Origin of the sequence: Streptomyces sp. MUM 2J (assembly GCF_022414535.1) — a bacterium.
Lineage (GTDB): Bacteria > Actinomycetota > Actinomycetes > Streptomycetales > Streptomycetaceae > Streptomyces.
Window position 1 is genome coordinate 38,752 of sequence record NZ_JADWYM010000027.1, and the last position, 21,056, is coordinate 59,807.

12 protein-coding genes are annotated in these 21,056 nt (G+C 74.7%); 7 read left to right on the forward strand and 5 right to left on the reverse strand.

Annotated features, from left to right (window positions below):
• Nucleotides 1–111 precede the first annotated feature (111 nt).
• Complete coding sequence (locus I3F54_RS21360; protein ID WP_240120439.1) at nt 112–783, reverse strand: dienelactone hydrolase family protein; 672 nt, start codon at nt 781–783, stop codon at nt 112–114.
• Between the two features lie 618 nt (nt 784–1,401).
• Between I3F54_RS21360 and I3F54_RS21365 the strand changes: the two genes are divergently transcribed.
• The 3 genes from I3F54_RS21365 to I3F54_RS21375 all read left to right on the forward strand — a co-directional run bounded on the left by I3F54_RS21365 (nt 1,402) and on the right by I3F54_RS21375 (nt 6,404).
• Nucleotides 1,402–2,751, forward strand: coding sequence for a cation:proton antiporter (locus I3F54_RS21365; protein ID WP_240120440.1), 1,350 nt, complete (start codon nt 1,402–1,404; stop codon nt 2,749–2,751).
• A gap of 288 nt (nt 2,752–3,039) precedes the next feature.
• Entirely contained in the window at nt 3,040–4,119 is a 1,080-nt protein-coding gene (locus I3F54_RS21370; RefSeq protein ID WP_240120441.1) for an ATP-binding protein, read from the forward strand.
• Nucleotides 4,116–6,404 (forward strand): hypothetical protein, encoded by a 2,289-nt coding sequence (locus I3F54_RS21375; protein WP_240120442.1) that lies wholly within the window; start codon nt 4,116–4,118, stop codon nt 6,402–6,404. Before I3F54_RS21370 ends, I3F54_RS21375 begins: the two co-directional genes overlap by 4 nt.
• Here I3F54_RS21375 and I3F54_RS21380 read toward each other — a convergent pair.
• The 3 genes from I3F54_RS21380 to I3F54_RS21390 all read right to left on the reverse strand — a co-directional run bounded on the left by I3F54_RS21380 (nt 6,379) and on the right by I3F54_RS21390 (nt 11,368).
• Complete coding sequence (locus I3F54_RS21380) at nt 6,379–7,353, reverse strand: hypothetical protein (protein ID WP_240120443.1); 975 nt, start codon at nt 7,351–7,353, stop codon at nt 6,379–6,381. The genes I3F54_RS21375 and I3F54_RS21380 overlap by 26 nt on opposite strands.
• 52 nt (nt 7,354–7,405) lie before the next feature.
• Nucleotides 7,406–11,059 carry an FxSxx-COOH system tetratricopeptide repeat protein gene (fxsT, locus tag I3F54_RS21385; RefSeq protein WP_240120444.1) on the reverse strand — a complete coding sequence of 1,218 codons (3,654 nt, stop codon included), beginning with the start codon at nt 11,057–11,059 and terminating at the stop codon, nt 7,406–7,408.
• Nucleotides 11,060–11,155: 96 nt separating this feature from the next.
• Nucleotides 11,156–11,368 (reverse strand): hypothetical protein, encoded by a 213-nt coding sequence (locus I3F54_RS21390; protein WP_240120445.1) that lies wholly within the window; start codon nt 11,366–11,368, stop codon nt 11,156–11,158.
• 240 nt (nt 11,369–11,608) lie between these two features.
• Between I3F54_RS21390 and I3F54_RS21395 the strand changes: the two genes are divergently transcribed.
• From I3F54_RS21395 to I3F54_RS21410, 4 genes are all read left to right on the forward strand, one after another.
• Entirely contained in the window at nt 11,609–12,811 is a 1,203-nt protein-coding gene (locus I3F54_RS21395; RefSeq protein ID WP_240120446.1) for an FxsB family cyclophane-forming radical SAM/SPASM peptide maturase, read from the forward strand.
• Nucleotides 12,808–14,160 (forward strand): HEXXH motif-containing putative peptide modification protein, encoded by a 1,353-nt coding sequence (locus tag I3F54_RS21400; RefSeq protein ID WP_240120447.1) that lies wholly within the window; start codon nt 12,808–12,810, stop codon nt 14,158–14,160. Before I3F54_RS21395 ends, I3F54_RS21400 begins: the two co-directional genes overlap by 4 nt.
• A 117-nt stretch (nt 14,161–14,277) precedes the next feature.
• Nucleotides 14,278–15,156: a hypothetical protein gene (locus tag I3F54_RS21405; RefSeq protein WP_240120448.1), complete on the forward strand. Its 879-nt coding sequence runs from the start codon at nt 14,278–14,280 to the stop codon at nt 15,154–15,156.
• A gap of 49 nt (nt 15,157–15,205) precedes the next feature.
• Complete coding sequence (locus I3F54_RS21410; protein ID WP_240120449.1) at nt 15,206–20,077, forward strand: AAA family ATPase; 4,872 nt, start codon at nt 15,206–15,208, stop codon at nt 20,075–20,077.
• 49 nt (nt 20,078–20,126) lie between these two features.
• Here I3F54_RS21410 and I3F54_RS21415 read toward each other — a convergent pair whose 3' ends face one another.
• Nucleotides 20,127–21,029, reverse strand: a complete 903-nt coding sequence (locus tag I3F54_RS21415; RefSeq protein ID WP_240120450.1) for a universal stress protein — start codon at nt 21,027–21,029, stop codon at nt 20,127–20,129.
• Nucleotides 21,030–21,056: the final 27 nt, after the last annotated feature.

Genomic DNA, 21,056 nt, shown 5'->3' on the forward strand with positions numbered 1-21,056 from the left:
CTCAGCCCTCCTTCGGCAGGGGCCCCGACGCCGTCCGGACCGTTGCCGGGCGCCCGCCGGGCGGACGCGTCACGGCCCGGCCGTGCCCCGGGGTCCGGGCCGGGCGTTCGGTCAGCCGCCGCGCGCCGCCTGCTGCGCGGCGGCCAGCCGGTCCAGGCACCAGGTGCGCGTCGTCTCGGCCACTTCCTCCAGTGTGCCCGGCTCCTCGAACAGGTGACTCGCGCCGGGGACGATCCGCAGCTCGTGAGGGGCGTGCAGCGCCCGGGCGGCGGCCTCGTTGAGCCGCAGCACCTCCGGATCGTGGCCGCCGACCAGCAGCAGCACCGGGGCGCGGACCTCCGGCAGCGCGTCGGCGGCGAGGTCGGGCCGGCCTCCGCGGGACACCACCGTGAGGACACCGTCCGGGTGCCGGGCCGCCGCCACCAGGGCCGCCGCCGCTCCGGTGCTGGCGCCGAAGAGGGCGACGGGCAGATCGCGGGTACCGGGCTCGGCCAGCAGCCAGTCGAGCGCGCCCGTCAGGCGCCGGCCGAGCAGGCCGATGTCGAAGCGGAACTCGGCGGTGACCCGGTCGCGGACTTCCTCCTCCTCGGTGAGCAGGTCGATCAGGAGGGTCCCGAGTCCGCCGCCGCGCAGCCGTTCGGCGACCATCCTGTTGCGCGGGCTGTGCCGGGAGCTGCCGCTGCCGTGTGCGAACAGCACCACGGCCCCGGCCCGCTCCGGCACCTCCAGGTCCCCGACGAGTGCCGCGTCGCCGGCGGGCACCTGGACCGTTCGGGAGATCATGGCGCTCCCCTTCCCGGGTCGGATCGCGTCCGGGCACGGCGCACGCCCGAGCGCCCTGTGCGAGCCTCCAGTACCCTCCGAGCGCAGGTAAAAACGTTTGCGCCCTTTCCGCTCCCTTAACGCCGGAACACCATGAAAAAAGGGAGCCGAAGTGCGTTATCAGCCACGCGGCTCATCCCATCCGGCGTAATCTCCGCACCGGAAAGGGCTGGTTGCACACCGAACTCCCGCCGAGCGCGAAGGGACGCGGCGGTGCCCTGCCCGATCGGCAGTTGTCCCGTTACTCTGAAATCGGCCTCTGCCGGGTGGGGACTCGGCTCCGGGGGGTGAGGCGTTGCCCGTTCAACCGTATCCTGACGCGTTTGCCGACGCGGTTGTCGGGGGTCGTCCCGGCATCGGCAACGGCACTGAGTGCGGCACCGGTCGCCGCACCGATCGTCATTCCGTACCCGCCGTCCGCCGCGGGGGGCACGTGGACACACAGGGTGACGCGCACGTTGACGCATATGTGGCGGGTGGGGCCCCCGAGTACGGCATGATGGGCGCTCCGCGCCGCCGCGGCCCCCGGCACCCGGCCGCGCGACCGAAGCCGATTCGAGGGCGAACGGAGCGTCGGTCTTGGGCCTGAACCCGCTGCGCGGCAGCACCCGGCTCGGCCTGCCGCGCGTCGTCGTCGGTGCCGGGGCCGCGGTCTGCCTCGGGCTGGTGGCCGGCGCCGTCTGGCGGCCCGACACCTTCATCGGCAATCCCGGCTACGGCTACACCGCCCTGCTGCTCCTCTCGATCGGTCTCTACGGCAGCACGCACGACATCGATCTGTCCGAGGTCAGAGGCTCCTTACGGGTCGTGGTGGTCGCCGTCACCGTCGGCGTCGTCCTCAAGGCGACGCTGATCGCCGCGGTGATGGTGCTCGCCTTCCACCGCACCGAGTACCTCGTGCTCGGCATCGCCGTGGCCCAGATCGACCCGCTGTCGGTGGCGGCCATGCAGGACAACGAGCGGGTCACACCGCGCGCCAAGGCGATCCTGTCGATCTGGGCGTCCTTCGACGACCCCATGACGGTCCTGCTCACCGTCTACTTCTCCGCCCTCGCCCTGCGCATGGGGGCAGCCGGCAACCCGTCCGGTTCGGTGGCCTCGGACACCGCGGACGTCTTCGGCAACCTGCTGCTGAACCTGCTGCTGTTCGGGGCGGTGGTCCTGCTGTGGACGCTGGTGGGGGTGCGCCGGCTGCTGAGACGGCGCCGGTCCGCCGCGGGCGACGCCGCAGCGCTCGCCTCCGTCCCCGTGAGGGCACCGGACCGGCCCCGCCACGTCGACGTGGTGGCGCTGGTGCTGGTCGTCGCGCTCGTGGCGGTCGCCGCGTCCACCACGCTGGTCCTCGCCGTGGCGCTGGCCGGACTGGTGGTCCGTCTGGGCCGCTTCGCCCCCGCCCTGGAAGGCGCGGTGACGTTCGCCTTCCTCGCCGCCTCCGCCCTCCTCGGGGCGGTGCTGTCCGGCGGCATCGACTTCTACCAGGGGCTCGTGCTCGGCGTGGCCGCCTTCGCGGCGCAGTTCCTGGCCACCCTGCTGATCGGCCGGCTGCTGGTGCGGCCCCGGCTGAGCCGGGCGGACCGCGCCCACCTGGGCCTGGGCCAGCAGAACGGCATCACCGCGATCACCCTGGCCCTGACCCTGGAGTCGACGTTCCCCGGCACCGTCGCCGCCGTCGGCCCGGCGATCGTGACGGTCAACCTCCTGCACTACGGCTTCCGGTGGGCCCGCGCCGACGCCTGGAGCTGGGCGGCGGTGCGCGCCTGGGCGCCGGCCCGGGCCCGGCGCGGAGCCATGGGCCTGTCCTGGTCGCCCCTGCCCCCGACCGCCCCCGAGGCGGTGGCGCACCGCCTCGGCGCACCCGAGGCGGAGCAGGGTGTGGATCCGGACCCGGGCGGGACGAGTACGCGGTCCCACGAACGGGGATCGCCCTGAAGAGGGAAGCCGACAGGATCGACCGGTCCTGTCGCGGACATACCGTCATGATGTGGATGCCCGTCATGGAACGTACGTGACACGGAGGTTCGCCCCAGGGGGAAGACGTGACACAGCATCGGAAAACCGCAGGCCGCAGCAGCCCGCGCCACGGGGAGGCGGACGGTCCGCGCCACCGCCCGTCACCGTTCCGGCAGCCGGTGCCGGACGCACTGCACGACCATCACCACCACCGGGCGGCCCTCGCGGACAGGCCGCCCGGAGCACCAGTACGGGGGGACACGTACCATGCCGCACACCAGTTGCAGCCTGTTCGGAACGCCTCCCGAAGACGGCGTCGCGCCCTGGCCGACGTATGTGCCGCTCGCACCGTGGTTCATCCACGGGCACGAGAAACTGTGGGTCGACATCGACTCCACCCCAGAGGCGCTGAAGACCTTCCGGAAGAGGCTGAGGCCCATGGCGCACGGGATCCGGCCGGGCAGTGAGGGACACGGGCACCTGGTCGTGGTGAGCGGGTTGTCCGGGACCGGCAAGAGCAGTCTGCTGCACCTGTGCGTGCACGAGCTCGTGCAGATGCTCGACGCCGCGGCCGACCGCGGAGCACACCAGCAGAACGACGACGGACCGGCCTCCGACCAGAGCCAGTTGTGGAGCCGCCGCGCCCCCGCACGGTCCACCTGCATCGTCGGGCTCGACGGCAGCGGCAACGACGGCCACGGCATCGGCTCGCCCCCGGGGAGGTCACCCGAGACGTCGCAGTTCGAGATGGTGGTCGAGCGCGTCATCGACGTCGTCGCGGCGGAACTGGACCAGGGCCCGGGCTTCTTCTCCGGCCATCCCGATCCGTTCCTGGCCTGGCGGGCCCTGACGGACATACTGGAGGCGCGGGACCGGCGACTCGTCGTCATCGTGCCGCACATCCAGTGGAACGACGCGGAGCTGAGCCGCATGTTCCTGCGGTTCTGCTACGACCGGTGCAGCCGGGGCGTCGTCTTCTTCGTCGAGACGACCAACACCGAAGTGGCCAAGGACCTGCTGCCCTTCACGGAGCGGGAACGCAAGAGCATCACCCACCTGCGGACCACACACCTGCAGGCCGGGGACTGGGGCAAGTACCTCGAACTCTGGATGGAGCGGGACGGCGTGCCCGCCCCGACGGTCGCCATCGACGAGGACGTCCTCGACTACCAGCCCGACGCCTGGGCCCTGGCGAGCATCTCCACCCTCCAGGACTGCCTGCGCCGGTGCGTCGAGGAGGCCTTGCAGGAGAACGTGGGCCACCTGCGCAGACAGCACGTGGCCCACTGGTTCGAAGCGCACCGGCCGAGCCCGGACGATTTCAAACGGAGAGGATCGACGCGATGAGCTCCGCACCCCTCCCCTTCTCCGAGGAGAACCCCTTCCGGGACAGCACCAGCGTCCAGTTGGAGGGGTTCGGCGACACCACGCAGATCGGCGCGGGCCCCCCGCGCCCACGGGTCGACGTGCCCGGTCAGACCAGTGCCTGGTTCATGGGACATGTGGAGCGCTACCTCCGCCACGACGGGCCGTCGCAGACACGGGGCCGGGCGCTCGCCCTGGTCGGCGAGTTCGGGCTCGGCAAGAGCCATCTCGCCGAGCGGGCCACCGCGGTCCTCAGAGCACACATGCCCGCACCGCCGGTGTGGGTGATCGCCCAGCCCTCCCTGGACATGGACGCCGTCTTCCGGTACCGGTTGATGAGCCCGCGCGACGACTACGACGCCTTCGTCGACTTCGAGCAGGCGATCACCGACTACTACGCCGACGTCGCCGCGGAGCTGCTGGAGGCCGACAGCACCGGGCGCCTCGGTCCCGCCCGGGACGAGTTCCTGCGCGGCCTGCGCGAGCGGCGGCTGGACCCGGACAAGATCGCGCGGGCCTTCGACGTCGACGAGGAACGGATCCACCGCCACCTGCGCCAGCACCTTCGGGGCGTCACCGACCACCGGGCCTTCGCCACCGCCCTCGCACTGCTCGTCAACGACCTCCACCAGAACGAGGTGATGGCCTGGCTGTCGGGCGACGAGCCGACGGCGTACCTGAGGGAACGGGGCGTCTCCGCACGGATCCAGGGCATCCAGGGAGTCTTCGACGCGCTGTCGGTGTTCAGCCTGGTGTACGGCCAGAGCGGGCGGCCCTACGCCCTGGTCCTGGACGAACTCGACAAGACCACCCAGTGGCCCGCGCTGGAACGCGCCCTGTTCAGCGACGCGTTCGAGATGCTCGTCCAGCGTTACGTCAACCAGGGCGGTCTGCTGGTGTTCTGCGTCCGCCCGGAGCTGTGGGGCACGCTGCCGCTGTCCCTGCACGAGCGGGTGCTGCCGCTGTGGCTGGACAGCTGGGCGCGCCCGGAGACGCAGAGCCTGGTCTCGCGTCACATCCACCGTGGCGCCGGGCCCCCGCTCCCCGGCGACCCGTACGCTCCGTTCACCGAGGACGCCGTGGACGAGGTCGTGCTGCAGTCCGACGGGGTGCCACGGCAGATCCTGCAGATCTGCGCCGGAGCGTGGGAACTGGCGGCGGCGGACGGGGACCGCCCGGCGGAGATCGGTGTGGAGGCCGTGCACGAGGCACTGCGCACGGCCCACCAGAAACGGCCCATGGCCGAGGTCGCGCACCGGTTGGAGAACGTGCTGGCCCGCCGGCAGTGGTGGCACCATCTGGCCCCGACGGGCCTGAAGGACCTCCCCCATCCGGCGGGTGCGGGCGAGCCGCGCTGGATCCAGGTGACGCGGAGGGCGTGGATCGCGCTGCTGCCGGTGCCGTCGGTCCTCACCCGCGCCGACGTCGCCTCCGCGGTGTCCTTCGTCTCCCGTGTGCGGGACGTCCTGGGGCCGGACGACTCCGAGGTCCTTGTGATCGTCAACGGCCACGCCTGCCGCAAACGGCGCAACGCGATCGCCGAGGCGACCGGCGTGGTGCCCCTGGTGTTCGACAACCCCCGCTTCGAGCGGATGCTGCTGGACAGCATCAAGAGCCTCATCACCCGGTTGCGGGCCAATCAGCGCAACACCGTCCTGACGGAGATGCGGGACCGGCTGGACGGGCTCGCCACCCAGCAGAACACCATGCTGGGCAGGCTGGAGTTCGTCCAGCGCGCGGTCGAGCATCCCCGGCTGTCGGCGCCGCGGCCCGCTCCGGCCGAGGCCGAGCAGCGGGTGCCGCCGCCGGTCCGCGAGCCGTTCCGGCGTGTCCAGGAAGCACTCGACCGCCTGCTGGAGGACGGCGTCGGGCAGCGTCCCCGGCTCGGTGCCGCCGCCACGGGAGAGGGGGACCGGCTGCCGCTGGCCCGCCGGTCCGTCATCGCCCGCGACGATCTGGAGCAGATGGGCGCGCTGGTGCACGCCCGGCGGCTGGTGGAGGCGTTCCGGGAGGCGATCGCGCATTGGTGGGAGGGCGGCACCGGGCGGGTCAGGCGCGGCAGCGACGAACTGTTCGCCATCTGCCGCAGCTTCGAGATCTCCGTGGAGGTCCTGCCCCGGATAGAGACGGTCGAGGGCACGCCGCCCGTCACCTTCCGTCCGGGCGGGCGCGGTGGCGGGAGCGTGGAGGCGCTGCTGGCCGACGTCGCCGACGAGGTGCTGAGGCTGCTGCGGGCGGAGGTCAGTGACGGCGCATATCGCGGATGAGGTCGCCGAGCCGCTCCTCGGCGACGTGCACCTGCCTCTGCCGCGCGGTGACACCGACGACGAAGTCGCCTGCGTCGGGATCGATCCAGTGCAGGTAGAACGCGCCCTGCTGCACGTCGAGCACGAGCCGCTCCACAGGGTCGGCGGTGACCGGCTCCAGGATCTCGGCCAGGTCGGTCAGCCATGAGCTGAGCCGGAAGACGAGGTCGCGGTACATCGCCCGGCGGTTCTGGGCGGGCACGGCGACCAGGGCCTCGCTGAGGGCGCTGTGCTCGAAGCAGTCCCCGGCGCACACCGGCGACCAGGCGCGGTAGTAGGCGGCGTAGTGCAGGTCGTACGGATTGAGGTGGCGCTGCCAGACGCCCCGCAACCGGTTCTCCTCGTCCTTGTCGCGGGTCGTGGCCTGCACGGTCAGCGGGACGTGCTCGGTGAGCATCCGTTTGACCTGGGTGTGGTCGCCGCCGGGGGACTCGTCGCCCTGGTCCCAGTGGCCGGTTCGCAGCCCCGTGGTCATCCTGTTCACGGCGGTGTCCATCTCCTCGCTCTCCACCCCCGTCACGGCTATGCCGACCACGTACTGGCCGTCGCGCAGCCGCGAGTACTGCATGCCGCCCGAGCGCGTGACGGCCAGGACCCGCATCAGCTCCCCGGTCCTCAGCTGCCGCATGGTGTCGTCCGCCTCCAGGGCCCAGCGCACGAACCGCTGCGCCGGCTGCCCCTCGACCTCGACCTCGTCGTCCCAGGGCAGCGCACCGGAAAACGGCACCGCGCTGGCCGCCCGCACCGTGAAGTCGACGGTGTTGTCGGTGAGATGGGTCAGGGACCGGATACCGGAGCAGGCCGCCGCGGTGTCCCGGCACGCTTCGATCACCTGCTCGTAGCCCCGGCCGGCATGCGGCGCGAGCAGGGTCTTCAGACCGCTCACCGCTCCGTCGGCGTCCTGATTCATCTGCTTGCACGCTCCTTTCGGCCCGCGACGGACCGGTGCGCCACGGCCCCGTTCACAGCAGTTCGAGGTCGATGTCCCTGCGGACCTGCGGAAGTTCACCGCCGGGCGGCGCCCCGCCCTCCTCCGCACGGGTCATGGCGAGGTTGTCGGCCACGACCACCCGGTCCGGGTGGCGGCCGAGGCCGGTCCGGTCGTATCCCTGCACGGTGGCCTCCTCCAGGGCCCTGGCCGCATCGAGGTCGCCGAGGGCCACCAGGGTGTTGGCCAGGCTCGACGCCGCCGCCAGCACCCACGGGTGGTGGCGGGCCAGCCGTCGTTCCAGGCCCGCCCGTGCGACCCGGCCCGCCTCGGCCGCGCCTTCCAGGCGGCCGGCACCGCGCAGGTGCACGCCGAAGCGGACCCGGCACAGATGGGTGCTGGGATGCTCGTCGCCGAGCGTGCCCCGCAGCACGCCCAGGCAGATCTCCGCCTCCCGGACGGCCCCGTCGTGGTCACCGACCAGATGGTGGTCGACGGCGAGGCTGAACCGGCAGCCCAGGGTGGTCAGGCTGCGCTCGCCCAGGACGGCCTCGGCCAGGCCCAGGGTGCGGGTGTCCCGCTCCCGGGCCCGGTCGTGGCGGCCGAGCCGCCGTTCGCTGACCGCGAGGCCGTTCTCCGCCTTCACACGCAGCGGTACGCCGGTGCTCCGCGGCTCGGGCGGGTGGCTGAGGATGCGGGAGCCCTTCAGCAGCTGGTGGGACTCGCTGTTCTGGCCCAGCAGGCGGTGCATCTGCGCCAGGTCGGGCACCATGTCCTGGACGTCTGGGTGATGGTCGCCGTGGATGGCGCGCAGGGCCTCGTACAGCTGGCGCAGGACGCGCAGCCCCTCGGTCGCGTTGCCCACCAGCGCATAGCGCTCGGCGAGGTTGCGCCGGGCCTGCACGCAGGCCCAGTGCCGCGGGCCGAGCAGCCGCATCATGCTGCGCGCGACGTGGACCGACTCGTTCAGGGCGTTGCCGAAGTGACCGGCTGCGACCAGGTTGGCGGCGTACGCGTCGGCCATGAGCTGCGAGCGCGGGTGGGTGAGGCCGAGCTGTGTCCGGTAGGACTGCAGGACGCTGCGGGCGAGCCGGGCGGAATCGCCGTACTCCTGCATCAGGCGCAGGGTCTGGGACATCATGGAGCGCACCCGCAGGCCCTCGAACGACTCGGGCTGCCAGTGCTCCTCGGCGAGCCGGGTCAGCCGCAGGGCCTCGTCCAGCGCCTGCTTCTCCTGGCTGACGATGAGGTCGGAGACATGCCCGAGCAGGGCGGACTGGACCTCGGGCCGCTCGTCCTCCCACAGGCGCAGCGACTCGATCTGACGGCCGCGGCGCAGCAGTTGCAGGGGGGTGGGTGTGGGGCGGTCGTCCCCGTCCGCCTCCAGCCGGGCGGCGGCGACGGCGGCGCGCAGTTCGTTCTCCCTCACCGCGCGCAGGCCGTCGCCCATGCCGGCGAGGACGAGGCCACGCAGGACCCGGTGCTGGCGGACGGGCTGCCGGGGCCGGGCGAAGTCGAAGTCGATCAGCCCATGGCGGTTCAGGGCCCACAGCGAGGCGTCGACCAGGGGCTGGTCGCTGGGGCGTACGGCGGTGCCGCCCGTGGCGGGACCGGGGCGGCTGCGGGCCAGGGCCAGGCCCAGGGGCCTGGAGCGCAGCAGCTGCAGGTCGGATCCGGCGGAGGTGAGCAGGGCGCAGGCCTGGAGGAGCCAGTCCAGTGCCCCGCTGCCCGCGTCCTCACGGGCCCAGGCAGCGGCGGCGGGGCTCTTGAGCAGGGAGGCGCGGGTCAGGTGGAGCAGGACCTCCACACTGGGCAGCGGCGCCGCCGCATGAGCCTGTTGCCGGTCGTCGTAGGCGCGGCTGAAGTCGTTGACGGCCAGGGACAACGCCTCCTGGCCGAACTTGTTGCGTGCCTCGGCGCGGACGGTGGCGACGCGCAGCCAGCAGGCCGCCAGCCGGACGGCCAGCGGCAGCGAGCCGACCCGTTTGGCGACGTCCTGGGCGTCCGTCGGGGTCAGGCCGCGGACCATCACGGTGAGCAGTGCCTCGCTCTCCTGGCGGGTGAACGGCGGCACTTCCACGGCGGTGGCGGTGGCGGTGGTGGTGTGACTGTCACGCACACCGAGCAGGACGTGGCAGCGCTCGGAAGGCCGGGGCAGTTGCCCGGCGACCGCCGTGGCCCGGTCGGTGTCGTCGATCTCGTCGCAGACCAGCAGCCAGCGCCGGCCCTCGGCGTCGGCCCGGGCGCGCAGTGCGCGGACGTGGGCGGCGGGGTCCTGTGTGGTGGGCTCGCCGAGGGCGTCGCCCAGCGCGCCGAGTCCGGTGAGGGCCTCGCCTGGCGTGTCGGCCTGCATCCACCAGACCAGGTCGTAGGAGCCGCCGAAGCGATGGCAGAACTCCAGCAGTGTCTCGCTCTTGCCGACCCCGGGAGCGCCGACGACCAGGCAGGGTCGTGCCTCGCCCGCCAGGTCGGTCAGGGTGGTGCGCAGGTCCCCCAGGAGCCGTTCGCGGCCGACGAAGGCGGTGTTGCGGGCGACGATGTTGGTGTGGCCGGGCAGGCAGGGGAAGCGGCGGCCGCGGGGGGCGGTGGTGCTGGGCATCTGCAGGCCGAGGCTGTGGCTCAGCCGGACCGCTGCCTGCTGTTCGGACAGCCGGCGCAGGTCGATCTGCTGGTGGTGGGCGAAGGAGCGGGGCAGGGCCTCGTCGTCGACCAGGACGATACGGATGCCGGGGTCGGACAGCCAGCGCAGGGCCTGCTCGTCCTCGGGGCCGGGCGCGGTCGGCGGGAGCAGGAGCACCACCTCCTCGTCGGCCGGGGGTTCGGGCCGCCAGTCGGCGTAGGAGCGGAGGGTGACGTCGACTCCCGCCCCCCACAGCAGGTCCCTGATCCACTCCGCCCAGACGGCGTGCCGCGGACTGTGGACGAGGACGGCGCGCGACGGCGGCACGAAGCGGGGCCGGTCCAGGGCCCGGACCAGCCGGTCCAGTGCGGGCCGCACCCGTTCGTCGAAGCCGTTGCCCGGCTCGCTCTCCGTGCCCAGGCGCGTGCTGCGCTCGGACAGGGCGTGATAGGGGATCTCCAGGTGCCGCACGGGCCGGTCGGCGCCCAGCGGGGCGAACTGCTCGTGCACCCGCTCGCGGGCCAGCCGCAGCTGGTCCTCGTGGGACGGATCGGTCTGCAGGGCGAGCGCGACGACGTCGAAGGGCCGGCCGGCCGCCCCGCGCAGTCGCTCGGCGAGCTCGACCGCGGACTCGATGAACGCCGAGGCGGCGGTGAAGCAGACGACGAGGACCGACGGCAGCCGGGCCAGGTCGGCGGCCTGCCGGCCGGTGCGGACCAGGGGTGCGTCGACGAGGACGTCGTCGTAGGGCCGGAAGGCGGGGGCGCCGGGCGCCGGGAGTCCGGCCAGCGCCTCGGGGCCCTTCAGGGTGGCGATGCCGATGGGGTGTTCCGCGTCGGCGGGCAGCCACTCCTCCACGGCGGGGCCGTCCTCGGTGTCCGGCAGCAGGGCCGGGCCGGCGACGACGGAGCGGACATAGGTGCGGGTGCGGGTGTCGGCCTGGCGCGCGTCGAGGACGAGTACCCGGCGGCCCGACCGGGCCAGCAGCACGGCGGTGTTGAGCAGGGTGGTGGTCTGGCCGATGTTCTCCGTCGTGGAACAGAACACCGTCACGCGGGGGCTTGGCATGCGGCCGTCCGACTCGGACATCTCGGCTCCGCTTCGCTTCGTCGGTGAGGCGCGGTCCCGCCCCGTGGCTGCGGGCGGCTGTGGCGCCCGCTCGGGTCACTCCCCCGCAGGCCCGGAAGGATCGATGCTGGGTTTCTGCGTGAAGTCCGTGGTGAACAGCGCATCGGGGTGCTCTGCGTCGGCCCGGACCCGGCGCAACGCGTGAACGAGCGCGGATTCCGGAAGCACGGCGATTTCCTCGAAGGGAAATTCGGACAGGTCGATCAACGGCGATTCCAGCGTGTTCCGCGCCTCGCCCTGCGCATCCATGTACCAGCCCCGTCGTCCCGAGTGAGTCGAGAATCCGCCACGGCGTGGAGGACTGCCGGACAGTTGTGGTTTGGCCGATCAACCCGGCTGCCAAACAACCGACTTGCTGCCACACTTCGAAGTCTAGCGGCAACGGCGGCACCTGGAGCGTTCGGTGACGCGGCGCGTCACCGGGGACCGGCCCGCCGGATCGCGAATACGCCACGCAGAGGAACCGACGAGAGGTTCGACGGGAGTTCCATGGGCGCTGAAACGGACGGGCTGGAAAGTCCCGCGCAATTTCCGTTCCATACCTTCGTCCTCAAGCTGCACAGTCGTTGCGATCTGGCGTGCGACCACTGCTACATGTACCGTGCCGCGGACCGCAGCTGGCGTGATCAGCCGCGCGCCATGTCCCCGGCGGTGATCGCGTGGACGGCACGGCGGATCGCCGAGCACGTGGCCACGCACGGGCTGCGGGCCGTGGCCGTCGCCCTGCACGGCGGGGAGCCGCTGCTGGCGGGTCCGGCGCTGGTGCGCCGGGCGGTGACGGAGATCACCGAGGCGGTGGGCCCCGGTGTCCGGCTGGATCTGTGCGTGCAGACCAACGGCATCCGGCTGGACGAGGCGTGGCTGGAACTGCTGGACGAGTTGGACGTGCGGATCGGGGTGAGCCTGGACGGCGACCGGGCCGCCCACGACCGGCACCGGGTGCGGCCCGGTGGACAGGGCAGCCACCGGCGGGTGGCCGAGGCGGTGCGGGGTCTGGCCGAGGGCCCGCACCGCAGGCTCTTCGCCGGCCTGCTGTGCACCGTGGACCTGCGCAACGATCCGGTGGCCACCTATGAGGAACTGTTGCGGTACCGACCGCCGATGGTCGACTTCCTGCTGCCGCTGGGCACCTGGGCGGCACCGCCGCCCGGCCGTGTGCCGGGGCGGGCGGACGCGCCGTACGGCGACTGGCTGGCGGCGGTCTTCGACCGCTGGTACGCGGCGCCGGTGCAGGAGACCGACGTCCGGGTGCTGCACAACGTGCTCTCGCTGACGCTGGGCGGGCGTCCGCGCACCGAGGGGCTGGGGCTGGAGCCGGTGCGGTACGTCGTGGTCGAGACGGACGGTTCCGTCGCGCTGGACGACACGCTGCGCGTGACGTACCACGGGGCGACCGTCACGGGCCTGCACGTGGCACGGGATCCCTTCGACCGGGCGCTGCGCCATCCGGAGGTGGCGGTGCGTCAGGCGGGGGCGGCGGCGCTGTCCGCGCCCTGCCGGGGGTGCGCGCTGATGCCGGTGTGCGGGGGCGGCCACTACGTGCACCGGTATCGCGCCGACGGCACCGGTCACCGCAACCCGAGCGTGTACTGCCCCGATCTGGCGGCGCTCATCCGGCACGTGCACGGGAGGGTGGCCGCCGACACGCGGCGACTGGGGCGGCGGGAACCGGCGCGGGAGGCGTGCCAGTGACGCTGCGCGCGTTCCGGATCGGGGCCCCGCTCCTCGACGCACTGGCCCGGGGCGGGGGCGGAGCCGGGGCGGTGCTGCTGCTCGCCGACGCCGAGTACGGCAGACGGCTGCTGCTGCTGCGTGCGGTGCTGGACCGGGCGCGGGAGCACGGTGGTGCCGTGGCGGCGGGTGCGTCCGGCCTGTTCGAGGTGCTGGCCGGGGCCCGGCGGACGGCGCCGGACGCCACGCGCCGGGTGCTGGGCCATCCGTCGGTGGGGCCGCGGCTGGTGATGTCGTGGCGGGCGCTGGCTCAGCCGGGTCCGGTGGCGTCGCTGCCGCTGTCCGACGTGGCGGCTGCCGCCGCGGTCGCCACCGGACAGCACGCCGAGGTGACGCTCACGGCGTCGGGGCCCGGGGCGGTCCTGCCCGGGGTGGGTGCGGCGGTGCTCCCCGGGGCCGCCCGCGGCTCGGCGTTGCTGCTGCGCGACGGGGTGCTGGAGACCGAGGGCGGGACACGGCTGCGGGTCGCGGGACCGGGGACCCGGTCCGAGGGCGGCACGCCGGTGCGGACACCGGGTGCGGAGGGGGCCCGGTGGTGGCCGCCGCCCCGGGTGGAGGGCACCCGGGCGGTGCTGGACGACGTGGATCCCGTGGCCGCGGCCGGTGCGCCCCGGGTCCGGCTCAACGGCGACGAGGTGCGGGCGTGGCGGTCGGGGACGACGGGCGCGCTGCGGCTGCTGCGGGCGCGGCATCCCGGGCACGCCGCCGAGGTCGTGGCGGGACTGCGGGCGCTGGTGCCGTTGCCGGCGGCCGGCGGCGACGTGCACCGCAGCGGCAGCGCGGCGGAGATGTTCGGCGGTGTGGCCCTGACCCTGCCGGCGTCGGCGGCGGCCTTGGCCGAGACGCTGGTGCACGAGGTGCAGCACAGCAAGCTGGTCGCCGTGATGCATCTGGTCGATCTGCTCGATCCGGCGCCGCACGCGCAGCGGCAGCGTCTGCTGTACGCACCGTGGCGCGACGACCCGCGCCCGCTGTCGGGGCTGCTCCACGGCACCTACGCCTTCCTGTCGGTCGCCCGGTTCTGGTTCGTGGAGGCGCAGGCCGCCCGGACCGCGCCGGAGCGGCACCGGGCGCAGGTGCGGTGCGCGCGCTGGCGGGAGGCCGCGGCGGAGGCGGCCGCAACGCTGCTGGCCCACGAGGACGGCCTGACGCACACCGGGCACCGTTTCGTCGCCGTCATGCACGCCGCCCTCGCCGAGCTGAGCGAGGTGCCGCTGCCGGCGGCGGCCGTCCGGGAGGCGCGCCGGCACGCGGAGGGCCACCGGGTGCGCTGGATGGCCCGCAACGCAGCCGACGCGGCGCCGGCCTGATCCTGGCAACACCTTTGCGAACAGGTGTTCCTGACGAGACATCAGGTACGGGTTGCGGCGGACGCCACACAGGGTAGGAGTCCCGGCACATCCGGTGGGGACCTGGGGGTGGTCGGCGTGGGACCGGTCGTACTCGTGCACGGCATCTGGAACGCGGAACCCGGACTGACGCCGGGGCAGGCGGCGCGGGAGAAGGCCGAGGACGCCGCGAAACGGCTGCGCGAGGGGCTCGCCGCGGCGCGCCTGTCGCACATCGAGGTACCGCCCCTGGTGATGGCCTACTACGCCCACCAGCTCGCCGACGACTACCGCCCCGAGCGACAGTCCGCCGGGCACGAGCGCCCGGAGGACCTGTCGGACGGCCAGCTGGCGGAAGCATGGGAGTGGCTGCGGGCAGCCGGGGTGGAGCCCGTCGAGTCGCAGGCCGCCCTGCTGGCCCCCTTGCGGTGGGGCATTTCGCGGCTCGTGGCACGGCGGGCCCGCGGCGCCGCGCCAGGTGTCCGGGAGCGGCTGGCGGAGCTGGTGGCGCGCCTGGTGGTCGCCACGCTGCAGGACACCGACGCCTACACCTCCCGGCCCGCCCGGCGCCGCGCGGTGCGGGCGACGGTCGCGGAGGCGGTCCGCAGCAGCGGTGCGCGGGTGCTGGTGGCGCACTCGCTGGGCAGCGTCGTGGCGTACGAGGCCCTGCACGCCCACCCGGACCTGGAACTGGACCTGCTGCTGACGCTGGGCTCCCCGCTGGGCCTGCCGGCGCTGATGCGCAAGCTGGAGCCGGAGCCGGTGGCCGGTCGCGGGGCCCGGCCGCGCGGGGTCCGGCACTGGGTGAACATCGCCGACGTGGGGGACCTGGTGGCCGTCCCGGCGCGGCTCGGCGACGCCTTCCCGGTCGACCTGCACGAGACCACGGACATCGGCCTGTTCGATCCGCACACGCTGGGCGGCTATCTCTCCAGCGGGCTCGCGGCCGCCGCGCTCGCCCCCTACCTGGCGGACTGAGCCGCCGCGTCCGGCGGGAGGTGAACGCGTTCGGGAGGAGGGTCCGCAGGTGACGGTGCACGCGCTCGTGGTGGGCGCCGGGGGCTTTCCGGGGCGCTCCTCGGACGAGGGGAGCCGCGCGAGGGGGGAGACCGTGCTGTCGACCCTGCCGAGCGTGCGGAACGCGGTCCTCGACGTGGCCCGGGCCGTCGACGCGCTGGGCATCCGGGTCGCGGACGTGCTGCACGACCCGACCCTGGAGCAGTGGGCCGCCGCCTGGAAGGCGGTGTGCGAGCACGCCGGCGACGATCCCCTGATCGTGCACTTCAGCGGGCACGGGCTGCTCGTCGACGAGGACCTGTACCTGGCCGTGTACGACACGGATCCGCAGTCGGGGCACGTCCACGGCTCGGCGGTCGACGTCGCGGCGCTGCTGCGGACCGTCGACCGCGGCACCGGCGGTCCGGTGCTGTTCCTGCTCGACGTGTGCGGAGCCGGCGCGGCTCTGCGCCCGCAGCTCGTCGCGCAGCTGGCCGGGGTGAAGAACCGCAGGGCCTGGGTGATCGCGGCGTGCGCGGCCGACGAGATCACCTACGGGGCGCGGTTCAGCACGGCGACGGCGACCGTGCTGGAGGAGATCGCGCGGCGCGAGCTGTTCGTGCCGACCTCGCGGCCGTACGTCCCGGTGGAGCTGCTGGCCGCGAGGATCGACGAGGTGATGGCCCGCGCGGATGCCGAACAGGGCCGGCCCAAGCAGGACGTGGTGCGCACCTCGTACAACGAGGCGGTGCTGCGGACGGCCCCCTTCCTGGCCAACCCGTGGTTCCGCGGACGCCCGTCGGATGCCTACCTCGCCCATCTCGACGAGGGTCTGCGTCACTTCGTCGGCGCCCTCGATCCGCGGTTCGACGTGGTCCACTTCGCCACCCGGGCCGCCGGCACCGCGGACGGGGAGCTGTTCCACTTCAGCGGCCGGGAGCGGCAACTGGCGCGCCTGAAGGAGTGGCTGGACGACCCGTCGGGCACGGAGGACCGGCTGCTGGTGGTCACCGGGAGCCCGGGGGCGGGCAAGTCGGCCCTGCTCGGGGCGGCCGTGTGCAGCGTGCATCCCACGCTCGTGGCACTGCGGGCCCGCCTGAACCTCCGGGCGTTCCGCCCCGAACCCGACCCCCGGCTGCTGGCCGTGCACGCCCGGAAGCTGACGGTACGCCAGGTGGTGGCCTCGCTGCATCGCCAGGCCCGCGCGGTGGGCGCTCCGCCGGGGGACGGGCCGCCGTACGAACCGGACGGTGCCGTGGGCCCGGAGGAGTTGTTCGGCGCGCTGGCGGAGGGCGGCGGGACGACCGTCGTGGTGGACGCCCTGGACGAGGCGGACGACCCCGAGGAACTGCTGCGAGAGGTGATCCTGCCGCTGGCGGGCCGCCCGGCGACGCGGACGGCGCCGGGCTGCCGGGTACTGCTGGGCACCCGGCTGTGGCCGGACGCCCTCCGCGACCTGCACGCCGTCCTCGACGGACGACCCGACCTCGAGATCGACCTGGACCGCGAGGAACCCGAGGTGCTCGCCGACGATCTCGGGCTCTACCTGGAGAAGCTGCTGGACCCGCACTACCCCGCCGCGACGGCGCAGGCGATCGCCGGCCGCCTGGCGGAATCGGCCGAGGACGGCCCCTTCCTGGCGGCCTTTCTGTACGGCACCCATCTGCGGACGCGGCACGCCGCCGGTACGCCGCCCGCCCCCGCGGAGATCGTCGCCGGCCTGCCGGCCGGTCTGCCCGGCGTGCTCGACCTGAACCTGCGGACCCTGACGGCAGAGGATCCCTGGACGGGGCCGGTGCTGGCCGCCGTCGGCCGGGCGGCCGGTGCCGGAATGCCGCTGGAGCTCGTCCACGCGGTGGCGCTGGAACTCGCCCCCGGGGCACGGGGCCGGCTGCTGCCGCCCCGGCCCGAGGACACCCGCAGGGCGCTGGAGGGCGCCCGTTTCCACCTCCGCACCACCACGGACGGCGACCGGCAGCTGTACCGCTTCTTCCACCAGGCGCTCGCCGAGCACATGGCTCCACGGGCCGATCCCACGGCGGTCCTCGACGCCCTGCTGGCCGAGGTCCCGGCCGAGGGCGGCGTCCGCGACTGGTCGGCGGCCGACCCCTACCTGCGGCGGCACGCGGTCGACCACGCGGCGGGGGCGGGCGAACGGGAACTGGACGCGCTGCTGGCGGACCCGGGCCATCTGCTGCACGCCGAGCCGGACCGCCTCGTGCCCCACCTGCACCGCGCGCGCAAGCCGCGGGCCCGCCGCAACGCCGACGTCTACCGGCAGACCACGGCCCACCATCCGCTGCGCGACAGCCCGACGGCCCGGCGGGATCTGCTGGTCCTGGACGCCGTCGTGTGGCAGGACGCGGAGCTGGCGGCGGCCGTCGCCGCCGTGACCGGGCCGCCCCCGGCGTACGTCCGGCCCCGCTGGGCACTGAGCCGTACGGCGGCGGCGGCCCGGCTGCACGTACTCGGCGCACATGCCGGGCCCCTGACCCGGGTACTGCTCGCCGGGCCGCCCGGCGCGGTCCACGGGGTCGCCGTCACGGCCGGGACGGACGGGCGGGTGTGCCTGTGGGATCCGCTGAACGGCCAGGCGCTGGGCGACCTCGGCACGGCGTCCGGGGCGGTGCGCGCGGTGGCGGCGACCCGGCGGGCGGACGGCCGGGACGTGCTGGTCCTCGCCGGCGGCAGCGGTCCCCGGGAGCAGGACTGGCTCTTCGGCAGCGGCAGCGGTCGGCTGTTCGTGCACGACCTGGGCACGGGCGCTCTTCTGGACACCCTGGAGGAGCAGGGCGTGCCCCGGCCGACCCTGCTGAGCGCGCTCACGCTGCCGGACGGCGGCGCCCGCGCCGTCTCGGCCGGCAGCGGCCGGAAGGTGCTGTTCTGGGACCTGGACGCCGGTCGCCTGCTGTTCGAGCGCGACAGCCCCCTGCCGCTCGTGCGGGCCCTCGCGACGGGCACGCGGCGCGACGGCAGGGCCGTGGCGATCGCCGCCGGGGACGAGTACGCGGCGATGGTGTGGGACCTGCGGACGGGGCGCAGGCTGCACCGGCTCGGCCCGCACGCGGACTTCGTGCGGGCCGTGGCCGTCGCTCGGCGGGCGGACGGCAGCGTGGCGGCCGTCACCGGTGGGGTGGACGGGGCGCTCCGCGTGTGGGACCTGGACGACGGCGGCCTGCTGTACGCCCTGTCCGGCCACCGGGCCTGGGTGACGACGGTGGCCGCGGGCACCGACGGCGACCGCTCGCTGGCGGTGAGCGGGGACCGGCAGGGGCGGGTGCTGGTGTGGGACCTGGACGGGGGACGCCTGCTGCACGACCTGCGGGGCCGGCACGGGGTGATCACCTGTTCGGCCGTGCTCGGGGAGACCCGTGACGGCCTGGCGGTCACCGGGTGCGCCGACGGCCGCGTGGCCGTCTGGAACCTGCGCACCGGCACCTGCACCCACTGGCTCGCCGCGCACGCAGAAGGGGTGCAGGACCTCGCCGTCCGCCGGCTCGGTGACCGGGTGCTGGTGGTCAGCGGCGGCATGGACGGGCGCGCGGTGGTGTGGGACGTGACGCCCGAGGCCGCCGACAGCGCGGTGGAGGGGCCGTCCGGCGGCCGTCCCGACGGCCTGCCCGGCGACCGTTCCACCGGCTCGGCCGGCGACCGGTCCGGCGGCCCGTCCCGCGCCCGGCGGGCCGAGGGCTCCGCCCCGGGTCCCGCCGCAGGGGCGAACGGGGCGACGGCCGAAGGAGCGCCCGGGAGGCCGGCCGGAGCAGGAGCGGACGAGGAGGCCGAGGAGGGGGCGGAAGAACGGACCGGACGTCCGGCCGGGGACGGGGCGGCGGGTGCGGAGGCGGGCCGGGAGACGGCCGCTACGGCGGGCGGCACGGGCCCCGAGGCGGGCCGGGAGGGCGAGGGCCCGGGACGTGAGGGGGCGGCCGGGACCGGTCGGGTGCCCGCGGTGCGGGGCGAGCCGGTCGACTCCGTCGCGCTCGCCGTGCCCGGTCGGGGCCCCGCCCTGCTGGTCGTCGGGGGCGGACGCACCCTGGAGGTGCGGGAGTTCGCCAACGGCCGGCACCGGCACAGGATGGCGGAGGCGGACCGGCGGCGGGTGCGGGCCGTGGCGACGGCCGAGCTTCCGGACGTGGGCCCGGTGGCCGTGACGGGGGGCCGGGACGGGCTGCTGCGGACATGGGACCTGACGACCGGGGCGCCGATCCGCTCGTACCCCGGCCCGCGCCGGATCCGCGCCCTGGGCTGCGGACGGACCGCGGACGGCCTCCCCGTGGTGGTCGCGGGCTGCGACGACGGCACGGCGGAGGTCCGGGACCTGGCGAGCGGGGCCCTGGTGAGCCGTTTCCTCGGACATTCCGGCGCCCGGATCCTCGCCCTCGCGGTGGCCGAACCGCCCGGCGCCTCCGGTGTCGTGGTCAGCGCGGACGCACACGGCGGGCTGCTGGTGTGGGAGCTGTCGTCGGGGCGCGGGACGGCCGCCCCGGCGGTCCGGGCGGCGCCGGTCCACGCGCTGGCCACCGCCGTGCTGCCCGGAGGCCGGGCCGTGGCCGTCGCGGGCGGGGAGGCCGGCGAGGTGCGCGTGTGGGACCTTCTCGCGCCGCAGGCCCCGCATCACCTGACCGGTCTGGAACGCCGGGTGACGGCGCTGTCGGCGGTGGAGCTCGCGGACGGCACCGTCGTGGCCGCCGGTGGCGGTGAGGACCGCTGGGTGGCCTTCTGGGACCTGCGGACACGCAGGGAGCTGCAGCCCGCGTATCACGTCCCCGCGGACGTGTCGGCGCTCGCGGCCTGCCCGGCGGGGCTCGCCGTCGCCCACGCCGAGGGCACGGCGGCCCTGCGCTGGGCGCCTCCGCGCACGGCGGCGGAGCACCAAGGGGGTTCGGAGCGGTCCCCGGGGTGAACGGGCGGCACGCGGGGTCCGGCGCCCCCGCCGGCTCGGCCGGGGACCCTCAGTCGTGCGGGACCAGCGCCACCGGGCACCGCACGTGGTGGACCAGGGCGTGGGCGACCGGTCCGGTGTGCGTGCCGGCGGGGCGCCTGCGCCTGCGGGTTCCGATCACCAGCAGCCCGGCGCCGCCGGCCGCCCGCACCAGCACATGAGCCGGGCGTCCCTCGGGGACGGCCTCCCGGACCACGACCGTGGGGTACTTGCGGCGCCACGGGTCGAGTCGGCCGGTCAACTCGCGCTGCGCCGCCGCTCTCATCCGGCCGCGCTGCTCGGCGTCCGGCAGCACGTGGGTGACGGGCGCGTGCCAGACGTGCAGGGCGCGCAGCGGGGCGTGGCGGAGTTCCGCGGCGCGGAAGGCGAAGTCCAGGACGTCGTCGGCGGACGGCTCTCCGATGTCCACCGCGACCGCCACGTCACGGAACGGGGTGTGCACCGACGGCCTGCCGCGGGCGTCCGGAAGGTGGTCGGCCTCGGGGGTCCGGCCGGCCCGCACGAGGACGACGGGGCGTCGGCTGCGGGCGGCGACGACCGGTGCCACCGCCCCGGACACGAATCCGCCGAGGCCGCTGCGCCCCTGGCTGCCGATGACCAGCAGGTCGGCCTCCGCCGCCTGCGCGAGCAGCACGGCGGCCGGATCCCCGGCCACCTGCTCCGCGGTGATGGTGAGCTGCGGGTGGCGCTCGTCGAGCCGGTCGAGCACGTGGTGCAGCAGCATGCGGGCGTGCCGTTCGGCGGCCGTGGGTTCGGGCGGGCCGGTCTCGGGAGTGCCCCGCGGCGGGCCGGGCTTGCGGGCGTGCACCAGCCGGAGCGGCAGTCCCCGGCGCAGCGCCTCGCGCGCGGCCCAGTCGGCTGCGTCGAAACCCTCCGCCGAGTCGTCCACACCGGCCACGACCGACCTGATCACGGCGGACACCTCCTGGAGCGTGCGCGG